The 1263-nt window shown below is 74.5% G+C and carries 1 protein-coding gene; it reads left to right on the forward strand.

Annotated elements, in window-relative coordinates; translation table 11 throughout:
- On the forward strand, positions 1-1169 hold a 1169-nt coding region (locus AOK16_RS09470; protein ID WP_205627656.1), incomplete at its 5' end, for a PP2C family protein-serine/threonine phosphatase.
- Between the last annotated feature and the right edge of the window lie 94 nt (positions 1170-1263).

A 1263-nucleotide genomic window follows, 5' to 3' on the forward strand; every position in this document is an offset into this window, starting at 1 on the left:
CGAGGATGACCCGTGCGCGGCCGGCGGGACGGCGCCGGCCGACCTGGTTGGCGACCAGCGCGTTCCCTCTCGTGCTGGTCTACCTCGCGGGCATCGTGATCGTCGACCAGGCGACGCCGGACTATCTCCGGCTCGATGTGTACGCGGCGGTCGCGCCGGTCGCGGCCGCCGCGCTGTGCACCTACCGGCAGACCCTGGTCGTCAGCGCCATCACCCTGACCGTCATGGTCATCACGCACGGCATCCTCCCCGAGCGGCTGCCGGCCATGAACCGGGTGGCCGCGATCTTCGGGAACCTGCTCATGGTGGGCGCGGGCATCGCCGTGGCCCTGCTGCGCCGCGAGCGCGAGCGGCTGCTGGAGCGGGTGTCCGCGACCGGGGAAGCCGCGCAGCGCGCGCTGATCCGTGAACTGCCGCTCCACACCCGGCAACTGGTGGTCGACGGGTTCTACATCTCCGCCCAGAAGGACGCGCTCGTCGGCGGGGACATCTACGAGGCGGTGGAGACCCCGTTCGGCACCCGCGTCACCATCGGCGACGTCCAGGGCAAGGGGCTCGGCGCCATCGGGACCGGCGCCGCCGTGCTGACCGCCTTCCGCGAGGCCGCGTACCACCGGCGCAGCCTGGAGAGCGCGGTGAAGGCGATGGAGGAGGGCCTCTACCGCCACTACGCGGAGTCGGCGCGGGACGGCGACGAGCGGTTCGTGACGGCGCTCGTCTTCGGCACCGAGGCCGCCGGCCCCTCCGGGGACCCCGACCCGTTCTCGCTGTCGATGACGCTGGTCGACTGCGGCCATGTCGCGCCGTATGTGATCGGCGCAGACGGGACCGTACGCGAGCTGGAGTCCGGCGAGCCGGGCCTGCCCCTGGGCCTCGGCGAGCTGGCCGCCGGACAGCGCCGGCCGCAGCACGTCCGGCTCCCCGCGGGCAGCCGGGTGGTCGCGTGCACGGACGGGGTCACCGAGGCCCGGGACGCGAGCGGCGCCTTCTATCCGCTGGCCAAGCGCCTGGTCCAGTGGGCCGCGCTGCCCACCGTCGAGCTGCTGCGTCGCCTGGAGGCGGACCTCCACGCGTACACGGGCGGGCGGATGAACGACGACGTCGCGGTCCTCGTGCTGAACGCGCGACCGGAGCCGTACGGCGAGGCGGGCGGCGCGCGGGTGGGCTGAGGCCCGCCCGCCGGACCAGCCGCGGCTCCGTCGGAGGAGCGGCCGCGCCCGCCGGAACCCGCCGTCAGGTCCAGCCCGCCGCCCCCTTCAGAAT

It is taken from the genome of Streptomyces pathocidini, from assembly GCF_001418495.1.
GTDB lineage: Bacteria > Actinomycetota > Actinomycetes > Streptomycetales > Streptomycetaceae > Streptomyces > Streptomyces pathocidini.